Raw genomic sequence first — 311 nt, 5'->3', positions numbered from 1 at the left:
CCGCGGTCGGCACCGGCGGTTCGCTGTTCGGCACCGCCGCCCGTCTGCGCCAGCGCGGGTGTGCGCCAAGGGTGATCGGCGTCGAGCCGGTCGGTTCGATCGCCTTCGGCGGGCCGGGCGGACCGTACTGGCAGTCCGGCACCGGCACACCGCCTGGCGCGACCATCGGCACCGCCGTGGATTATTCGCTGCTCGACGAGGGCGTCAAGGTCACCGATGTGGCCGCGTTCGCCACGGCGCGCGCTGTCGCAGCCGAACTCGGGCTGATGCTCGGCGGTTCGGCAGGAGGCTCGGTGCACGCCGCACTGACC

Annotated in this window: 1 protein-coding gene; it reads left to right on the top strand. The window is 73.3% G+C overall.

All coding sequences use genetic code 11. From position 1 onward, the window contains the following. The coding region (locus tag GV790_RS29620; protein ID WP_163818113.1) for a pyridoxal-phosphate dependent enzyme at positions 1-311 on the top strand (311 nt) is incomplete at both ends.

The sequence above is a fragment of the Nocardia cyriacigeorgica genome, assembly GCF_010858045.1.
Lineage (GTDB): Bacteria > Actinomycetota > Actinomycetes > Mycobacteriales > Mycobacteriaceae > Nocardia > Nocardia cyriacigeorgica_E.
This window is presented reverse-complemented; position numbering and strand designations above follow the sequence as displayed.